This window comes from Salsipaludibacter albus, from assembly GCF_019798055.1.
GTDB lineage: Bacteria > Actinomycetota > Nitriliruptoria > Nitriliruptorales > Nitriliruptoraceae > Salsipaludibacter > Salsipaludibacter albus.
In genome coordinates this window covers 126,239-134,438 of sequence record NZ_JAHOPH010000010.1, presented here as the reverse complement: position 1 = coordinate 134,438, position 8,200 = coordinate 126,239, and the positions used below count along the sequence as shown (strand labels likewise).

General features: G+C 70.9%; 8 protein-coding genes. 3 read left to right on the top strand and 5 right to left on the bottom strand.

Annotated features, from left to right (window positions below; all coding sequences use genetic code 11):
* Window positions 1-229 precede the first annotated feature (229 nt).
* Entirely contained in the window at window positions 230-1,183 is a 954-nt protein-coding gene (locus tag KR546_RS08470) for a type IV toxin-antitoxin system AbiEi family antitoxin domain-containing protein (protein WP_238444269.1), read from the top strand.
* Window positions 1,184-1,306: 123 nt separating this feature from the next.
* Here the strand turns inward: KR546_RS08470 and KR546_RS08465 are convergent, their stop codons facing one another.
* The 3 genes from KR546_RS08465 to KR546_RS08455 all read right to left on the bottom strand — a co-directional run bounded on the left by KR546_RS08465 (window position 1,307) and on the right by KR546_RS08455 (window position 3,069).
* A complete protein-coding gene (locus KR546_RS08465) occupies window positions 1,307-2,146 on the bottom strand; it encodes an AI-2E family transporter (RefSeq protein WP_238444268.1) in 840 nt (279 codons plus the stop codon).
* Window positions 2,061-2,513, bottom strand: a complete 453-nt coding sequence (locus tag KR546_RS08460) for a hypothetical protein (RefSeq protein WP_238444267.1) — start codon at window positions 2,511-2,513, stop codon at window positions 2,061-2,063. Before KR546_RS08460 ends, KR546_RS08465 begins: the two co-directional genes overlap by 86 nt.
* 136 nt (window positions 2,514-2,649) lie before the next feature.
* The gene (locus tag KR546_RS08455; RefSeq protein WP_238444266.1) at window positions 2,650-3,069 is read right to left on the bottom strand and encodes an OsmC family peroxiredoxin; all 420 of its coding nucleotides are present in this window, start codon (window positions 3,067-3,069) and stop codon (window positions 2,650-2,652) included.
* Window positions 3,070-3,332: 263 nt separating this feature from the next.
* Here KR546_RS08455 and KR546_RS08450 point away from each other — a divergent pair, with 263 nt between their 5' ends.
* Window positions 3,333-3,722 (top strand): SHOCT domain-containing protein, encoded by a 390-nt coding sequence (locus KR546_RS08450; RefSeq protein WP_238444265.1) that lies wholly within the window; start codon window positions 3,333-3,335, stop codon window positions 3,720-3,722.
* Between the two features lie 99 nt (window positions 3,723-3,821).
* Here the strand turns inward: KR546_RS08450 and KR546_RS08445 are convergent, their stop codons facing one another.
* A complete protein-coding gene (locus KR546_RS08445; protein ID WP_238444264.1) occupies window positions 3,822-5,018 on the bottom strand; it encodes an AAA family ATPase in 1,197 nt (398 codons plus the stop codon).
* A 105-nt stretch (window positions 5,019-5,123) separates the two neighbouring features.
* On the bottom strand, window positions 5,124-5,567 hold the full coding sequence (locus KR546_RS08440) for an META domain-containing protein (RefSeq protein ID WP_238444263.1): 444 nt from the start codon (window positions 5,565-5,567) through the stop codon (window positions 5,124-5,126).
* Between the two features lie 138 nt (window positions 5,568-5,705).
* On the opposite strand from KR546_RS08440, the gene KR546_RS08435 reads away from it, so the two are divergent.
* Entirely contained in the window at window positions 5,706-8,171 is a 2,466-nt protein-coding gene (locus KR546_RS08435; RefSeq protein ID WP_238444262.1) for a lysylphosphatidylglycerol synthase transmembrane domain-containing protein, read from the top strand.
* Window positions 8,172-8,200 lie beyond the last annotated feature (29 nt).

The following is an 8,200-nucleotide window of genomic DNA, read 5'->3' as shown; positions in this document are numbered from 1 at the left end:
CGCCTCGAGACCCCCCCTTCGTCGAGCCCCCCTTCGTCGCGTGTGCTGATGGCTCCAACGGGCTGGAGGAAACCGCACACCCGACCTGTCGCGGCCCCTCCCCGTTCGTCGAGTGTGCTGATGGCTCCAACGGGCTGGAGGAAACCGCACACCCGACGGGTGGAGCGACGACGTCCACAGGTCGGCATCCGACGCCTCCCGGTGGGGTGGCATCGACCACGCTGGGCAGATGTCACCTCCGAGAACGGTCATCGACCAACTGTCAGCGATCGCCCGACGTCAGTTCGGGGTGTTCAGCCGTGCCCAGGCCCTGGAACTCGGCCTCTCGTCGTCGACCCTCGCCCAGTGGCTGGACACGGGGAGGTTCAGGCTCCTCATGCCCGGGGTCTACCGCGGGGCGGAGGTTCCCGACTCGTGGCCGGTGCGGGCGATGGCTGCCCTCCTCGCCGTCGGGGGCCAGGTGGTGCTGGCACGACAGAGCGCGGCCCGTCTGCATGCCCTGGACCTGCCGCCGGGCCTGGACGCAGGACTGGCGCTGCTCGTGCACCAACGGACGTTCCCGACACTGCCAGGCGACATCTGTGTCCATCGGACGCGACGACTCCCGGACGACCACATGCGTCGTGTCGGCGTGTTCCCGGTCACGTCTCCCGCTCGGACGTTGTGCGACCTCGCGGCAGTGGTCGGGCCGACGGCGCTGCGACGGTCGGTTGCCCATGCGGTGCGCAACGACCTGGCCGACGCCCTCGAACTGCGCACCGTCGTCGGCGGGATGGGTCGGGTCCGTGGCAAGCGCAACCTGCTGCGCGTGTGTGATGAGTTGTCCCCGCTCGAGAAGGACTGCTGGAGCGAGCTCGAGTCGTTCTTCCTACGCGCGGCCACGCAGGCCGGGATCTCGCCGACCGCGATGAACCACCCGGTCGTCGATGCTACGGGGAGGCAGCGCTACATCGACGCGGTGTGGCTCCCACACATGGTCGGCGTCGAGCTCGACTCGAAGCGGGCCCATGGCTCCCCGATCGACCAGAACGACGACGAGATACGCGAGGCCGACATCGTCGAGACGGGGTGGCGACCGCTCCTGCACATCACCTGGCGAGATCTCGTCGACCGACCGGGGCAGGTCGTCCAGGACATCCGCGAAGAGATCCGGGCCGCCGAGGCCGACCTCTTCCTCGAGTGAGCCGCGTGCTCCCACCCAGCTGGAGCGATTCGCACACTCGACGACACTGGTCCGGCACGAACTCGTCGGGTGAGCCGTTCACTCCAGCCGGATGGAGGGATCCGCACACTCGACGGGAGGGGGTCAGGGGTCGTCGTCGTCCAGCTGGGAGTCGTAGACCAGTTCGTAGCTGCGGGCGTAGTTGCTGATCGACGAGGTGATGAGTGCCGCGACCGGTAGGGCGACGAACGCTCCCAGGGGGCCGGCGATCGCCCCGCCGGCGATCGCCGCACCGAAGGCCAGGCCGCCGTTGATCGACATGGTGTCGGCGCTGATCCGCGGGCTCAGCCAGTAGTTCTCGACCTGCTGGTAGACCAGCACGTAGCCCAGCACGATCAACGCGGGCACCCAGCCGGCGACGGCCAGCGTGACCAGGCACGGCACGGCCCCACCGATGTAGGTGCCCACGGCCGGGATGAACACCGACACGAACGAGCCGAACACGGCCAACGCCAGCGCGAAGCCGACCGGCACACCGACGAAGGCCATCGTGACGAAGAAGCCCAGGCCGTTGATCAGCATGAGCAGCATGCGCGAGTAGAAGTAGCCACCCGTCTGGACGATCGCGGTGTCCCACGTCCACCCGACGCGCTCCTGTTGCCGGGGCGTGAGCAGGCGCAGCACGGCCCGCTGGATCCGCGGCATGTCCGCGGTGAAGTAGAAGGTGAACATCGCCATGGTGGCGAGGTTGAAGACCAGCGAAACCCCGGCCGACGCGAAGCCCAGGACCGCACCCAGCGGCTGGTCGATGTAGGTGCCGATCAGGTCGCCGGCCTGCCCAGCATCGGCAGCGACCTCCTCGCTGGGGACCGGGAACCCGAAGGTGGACTGGCTCCAGTCACGCAACTGCAGCAGCCAGTCGTCGAAATTCGTCGAGATCTGGGTGGCCAGCTGGGCGATCGCCGGGATCAGCACGACGATCATGAACACCACGAACGCGATGCCCGGCGTAGATCACGCCGACGGCAGCCCCCCGGCGCCACCCGAAGCGGCGGTGCAGGCTCCGCACGGCCGGGTCCAGCGCCAGGCTGAAGAAGAACGACATCGCGAGGAGGACGAGCAGGCCACTGGCCGCTCGCGCCACCCTGATCAGCAGCAGGGTCGCAAGGATCGTGAGGATGGCGCGGACGAAGGTCCCGGTGCTGATCTCGATCCGGGTGGTGGACCGGGAGGCCGGTGACCCGCCGGCGGTCCGACCCCCCGTGTCCGCGACGCCCGGGGCCGCGTCGTGCGTGGCCCGCGGGTCCGTCGTCCCGACGGCATCATGCCCGCCCTTGCCCGGGTCGGCCACGTCACGTCTCCTGCTCGCGGGTGCATCGGGACCGTCGCCCCCCATGATGGCACGGCCCCCGGGGCCTGTCCCGCATGCACGACGACGCCCCGGACCAGCACGGTCCGGGGCGGCGAAGGGTTTCGTCGCGATGGGGTCAGGCGATGGTGACGTCCAGGACGATCTCGTCGACGCCGGTCAGGGCCTTGGACACCGGGCAGCCGTTCTTGGCCGCCTCGGCGTGGGACCGCAGGGTGTCGTCGTCGCCGTCGGCGTCGATGGTGGTGTCGAGCGCGATCCGGCTGATGCGCGGACCGTCGTCGCCGACCTGCATCGAGACGGTGGCGTTGGTCTCGACCGAACGCGGGGAGAGGTCCTCACCGGCGAGGATGTTGGACCGCGCCATCGAGAAGCAGCCGGCCAGTGCAGCGCCGATCAACTCCTCGGGGTTGCTGCCCTCCTCGTCGGCGAACCGCGTGCCCTTGGTGAACGTGGCGGACAGCCCGGTGCCGGTCTCCATCGAACCGGAGCCCGAGTCGAGGTCGCCTTCCCAGCGTGCATGTGCCTTGGCAGCCATCTGTGACCCTTCGTGTGGTGGACGTGGTGGTGGTCGATTCGTCGTTGCAACAACAACGACCTCGTTCGTTTCCGATCGTATGACGACCGACCGCCGTCCCGCAGCGTCCCCATGGACATCGATCCCAGAACATCCCCCGTTCGGACGGGTCGAACTCGCCTCGCGGCAGTGTTCTGGCTGCTACGCGGATCCTTGCTAGGATCACGCCGGAGAGCCTTCCTCGACCGTCTCGCACGACCTCATCGAATCGAACAGGACGCATCATGCCGTTGCTCGACCTCTTCTGGACCATGCTCATGGTCTTCCTCTTCGTGGCCTGGATCTGGGTCCTCATCAGCGTCGTGAGCGACCTCTTTCGCGACCACGAAACCGGTGGCTGGGCCAAGGCCTTCTGGGTGCTGTTCATCCTCGTCATCCCGTGGCTCGGCGTGCTGATCTACCTCATCGCCAAGGGCGACGGGATGGCCGAGCGCCGCGTGCAGGACGCCAAGGCGGCCGACGAGGCGGCACGCGCCTACATCCGCGACGCGGCCGGCGGTGGTGGCACCCAGCACTCGGTGGCCGACGAGCTGGCCAAGCTGGCCGAGCTGCGCGACTCCGGCACGATCACCGACCAGGAGTTCCAGGCCCAGAAGTCCAGCCTCCTGGCCTGAGCACGACGCATCCTCGACGAACGGACGGCCCACCCGGGCCGTCCGTTCTCGCGTGGATGGGGCTGGAGCCCCAAGAGGCCGCGGAGCACGCACCCGACCTCAACCGCGCAGGTGGCGGTCCATGCCGGGCAGCGTGAAGGCGACCTTGCCCCGGCCGCTTCGCCGCAGCAGCCCGTGGGTGTCGATCAGGGACTGCTGGGTCGAGCCCACCGACTCGGTCGTCGCGTCCAGCGCCGCCGCGATCGCCCCGGACGTCCGGTCGGACTCGTCCAGAGCCGCGGCAGCCTCGAGGTACCGGCGCTGCGTGTCGGTGATGTCCTTGAGCCGATCCTCGTAGAACGCCTCGATCGTGGGGCGGGCGGCCTCCCAGCCGGCGACCACCTGTTCCCGGGTGATCACCGGGCCGTCACCGGCGACCCACACGCGTGATCCCACGACGTGGAGGAAGTACGGGTAGCCGCCGACGACCTCGACGAACGCATCCCCCGCGTCGGCGTCGACGGTGATCCCACGGGTGGCCGCGAAGGCCGTGAACGCCTCGCCGACGTCGTTGTCGGACAGGGCCAGCAGCTGGACGTGGCGGGCACGCTCGCCGAAGGTCGTGCCGGCCGCGCGCAGCAACGAGGTCAGGCCGGGGAGGCCGGCGACGTAGATCGCCAGGGGCAGGTGGTGGCGCAGGCGAGCACCCGAGTCGTGGTGCTCGGTCACCGTCGTGGACTGGGCCTCCTGGAACGCGTGGAACAGCGCCCCCATCGACTGCCGGTCGATGTTCTGGGCCTCGTCCAGCATCGCCAGCAGCGCCACGCCGGCCTCGCGCGCGAGCCCGGCGGCCCCGACCAGGACCGCGGTGAGGTCCTTGTGCCAGCGGGCCACGGCGGATCGGCTGGGTGCGCGGTCACCGACGGCGATCCCGGTCGGCCCGACCGTGATCCCGGTGGTCCGCTTGAGGGCCTGCTTGGCCGCTCGGGGCAGCCGGACGGCGACGCCGGCCTCGTCGAGCGCGTCGACCACGGCCTCGACCAGGTCCGGCAGGGCCGCGTCCCCACGCACCGCCGAGATCCGCGCGACCCAGTGACCGGCCTCGCGGCCCTCGGCCTCGAACTGCTTGAGCAACGCGGTCTTGCCCATGCCCCGGTCACCGGTCAGCAACCGGGCGGGTTCGTAGGTGCCGTGTGCGACCCGCCGCAGGACGACGCCCTCGAAGTCGGCGAACTCGGCCTGTCGACCCGCGAACACCTGCGGGACCACGCCGTAGCCGGGCGTGAAGGGGTCGTTGCCGGGATCACGGGTCGACACGGGCTGTGGCCGTCCTGGGCGGGCTGGAGGACTTCGCCGGCACCCTACGTGGCATGCGATGGCGGTGCCCGGAACCAGGATGCCCGCGCCATCGGAGCCGCAGGGTCACGGTTGGGCGAAGACCGCCACCGGGTTGCCGTCGGCGTCGAGCAGGGTGAACTGGTCGTCCGTGGCGGTCCAGCCGGCAGCCGACGCGATGGCAGCCAGGTAGGACTGTTCGAGCGCCATCACGTCCTCCGGGCAGGCCATCATCGTCGAGGCGACCTCGGAGTCCATGCTGATCGACTGGTCGGCGAGGTCGACCGTGCCCGTGTAGCGGTTGCAGCCTGCCGACCCGCTCAGCTGGCCGTCCTCGACCGTCAGCGTGATCTCGGCGATGTCGGGGACCGGCTCGCCCTCGAGCTCGGCGAGCACCCATTCACGGCCGGTGGGATCCACCGTGCTCGTGGGGGCAGCGTCATCGCCCGACCCCGCACAGGCCAGCAGGGCCATCGGGGTGAGTGCCAGCGTGGCCACCAGCGCCGCCACTCGCACCTGCCATCGACCCACGTCGGCCTCCGTACCTCGACGTCTCGCACTCTACACCGGGTCGGGGCCGGCGAATCGGCCCGGGAGCGCCCGTCGACGGGCTCCTCGAACCAACCCCGGGCTGACTAGTGTGGCCGCGTCACCATCCGGGGAGGATCGATGGCGGAACCCGCACGTGCCGCCGACTCCGTCGACGCCGATCCCGCCGACCGCCACGACGTCGACCACCGCGGCGGTCGCGACGCTCGTGGCGCCGGTGGCGACCGGCGGCGATGGCGGCTGCGCCTGTTCGTCGGTCCCGACGACGAGCCCCGGGCCCGCAGGGCCACGGACGTCCTCGTGCTGGCAGCCGTCCTGGTGGGCCTCGCCCTGCTCAGCCTCGTGGCCGTGCCACCCTCCGGGTTCGAGGCCGACGTCACTCGCGTCATCCAGGCGCTCCCCGACGGCCTCCAACCGCTGTGGCGCGCCCTCGTCCGGGCCGTGACGGTCCTGAGCATCGTCGTGGTGGTCGCGGTGGTGGTGCGGCGACGCTGGATGCTGGCCCGGGACCTCGTTGCCGCGGCCGCCGCGACGGTGCCGTTCGCCCTGCTGGTCGGCCGCCTCGCCACCGGTGGCTGGGACGTGGCCTGGCAGGGGACCACTGCGGCATCCCCCGGGCTGCCCTGGACCGGCTTGGCGATCTCGATGGCGATCGTGGCCGTGGCGGTCCCCCACCTGACCAGGGCCACCCGCCGATGGTGTCGCTGGACACTCGGACTGGGCACCGGCGGGCTGGTCCTGCTGGGCGCACTGTCCCCGAGCGTGGCCACGGCCACGTTGCTCGTCGGGCTGGCGGCCTCCGCCGCGGTGCACCTCGCGCTCGGATCGACCCGCGGTCGACCGCCGATCACCGACGTCGTCGCCGTCCTGGCGGACCTGGGCGTGGAGGTCAGTTCCATCGAGGCCACGCAGCGCCAACCCGCCGGGGTCTTCCTGGTCGACGTGGTCGACGTCGAGGGTCGCCGACTGGACGTCAAGGTCTACGGCGGGGACGCGTCGGACACCCAGTTCCTGTCCGCCCTGTGGCGCAGCGTCTGGTATCGCGACGCCGACGCGACCGCGCTGCGCGGCCGCGTCGCCCAGGTCGAGCACGAGGCGCTCCTGACCCTCATGGCCGCCCAGGCCGGCGTCGCGACGCAGCCAGTGGTCGTGGTGGGCGTCACGCCCAACGACGACGCGGTGCTGGTCCTGGAGCGACCGGACGACCTGCAGTCGCTCGCCGGCCACTGGGACGAGGACGCCGCGCGGGCGAGCTGGGCCACGCTGGGGCGCCTCCACGAGGTGGGCATCGCCCACCGGGCCGTGGACGGACACCGGCTCGTGCGCATCCGGACCGAGGTCGGACTGGTCGACTTCCGCGGCGCCACGATCGGGGCCGACGACTGGCGCCAGGGCATCGACCGGGCCCAGGCGCTGGTGGCCACCTGCCTGGGCCTGGGCGTCGACCCCGCCATCCGCGTGGCGCGCTCGGCGCTGGGCGACGACGGCCTGGCCGCGATCCTGCCCTTCCTCCAGCGGGCCGCCTGCACACCCGAACAGCATCGCGACCTGCGCGACGGGGACCTCGACCTCGACGACATCCGCGACGCCGCCGCAGCCAGCGTCGACGGGGAGGCACCCGAACTGGCGGGCCTGCGTCGGGTCACCTGGGCGTCGGCGCTGCAGATCGGACTGCCGGTCCTGGCGTTCCTGGCCCTGGCGAAGGTCGTCGCCGGGCTGGACGTGGCGGACCTGGCCACCGCCCTGCAGGGCGCGGACTGGTGGCTGGTCGGCGTGGCCTTCGTGATCGGACAGCTCGTTCCCGTCACCCAGGGGCTGTCGACCCTGGGAGCCTCACCCATCCCACTGGCCCTGTCCCGGGTCTACGTCCTGCAACTGGCCCAGGCATACATCGCCCTGACCGTGCCCACGGCGGCGGCCCGCGTGGCCATGAACGTGCGATTCTTCCAGCGGCACGGCCTGTCCAGCGTCACGGCACTGACCGTGGGCGCCCTGGACTCGTTCTTCCTGTTCCTGTCCCAGGTGCTGATCGTGGTCGCGCTGCTGGTGCTGACCCCGACCAGTCTCGACCTGGAGTTCGACACGAGCGGCAGCTCGGTCGACTGGACGCAGGTCGCGCTGATCGTCGTCCTCGTCGTGGCGATCCTGGCGATCGCCGTCGCAGCCATCCCACGGACCCGACAAGCGCTCGTCACGCGGGTCCGCACCTACGGCGGCCAGGCACTCGACGCCGTGCGGGGACTTGGCTCGATGCGCCGGCTGGGGCTGCTCCTGGTCGGCAACCTCGGCGAGAACCTGGTCTACGCACTCACCCTCGGGGCGCTCACGATCGCCCTCGGGTACCCGGTCGGTCTCCCGGAACTGCTCCTGATCTACGTCGGCGTGTCGCTGTTCGCCGGCATCATGCCCATCCCCGGTGGCATCGGGGTGGTGGAAGGCGCCCTGACCTACGGCCTGACCGCCGCCGGCGTGCCGCAGGGGGCGGCCTTCGGGATCGCGATCCTGTTCCGGACGGCCACGTTCTACCTCCCACCGATCTGGGGCTTCTTCGCCTTCCGCTGGCTGACCCGCAACCGGTACCTGTGACCCCGCAGGTCGAGGCCGGGAATACTTGA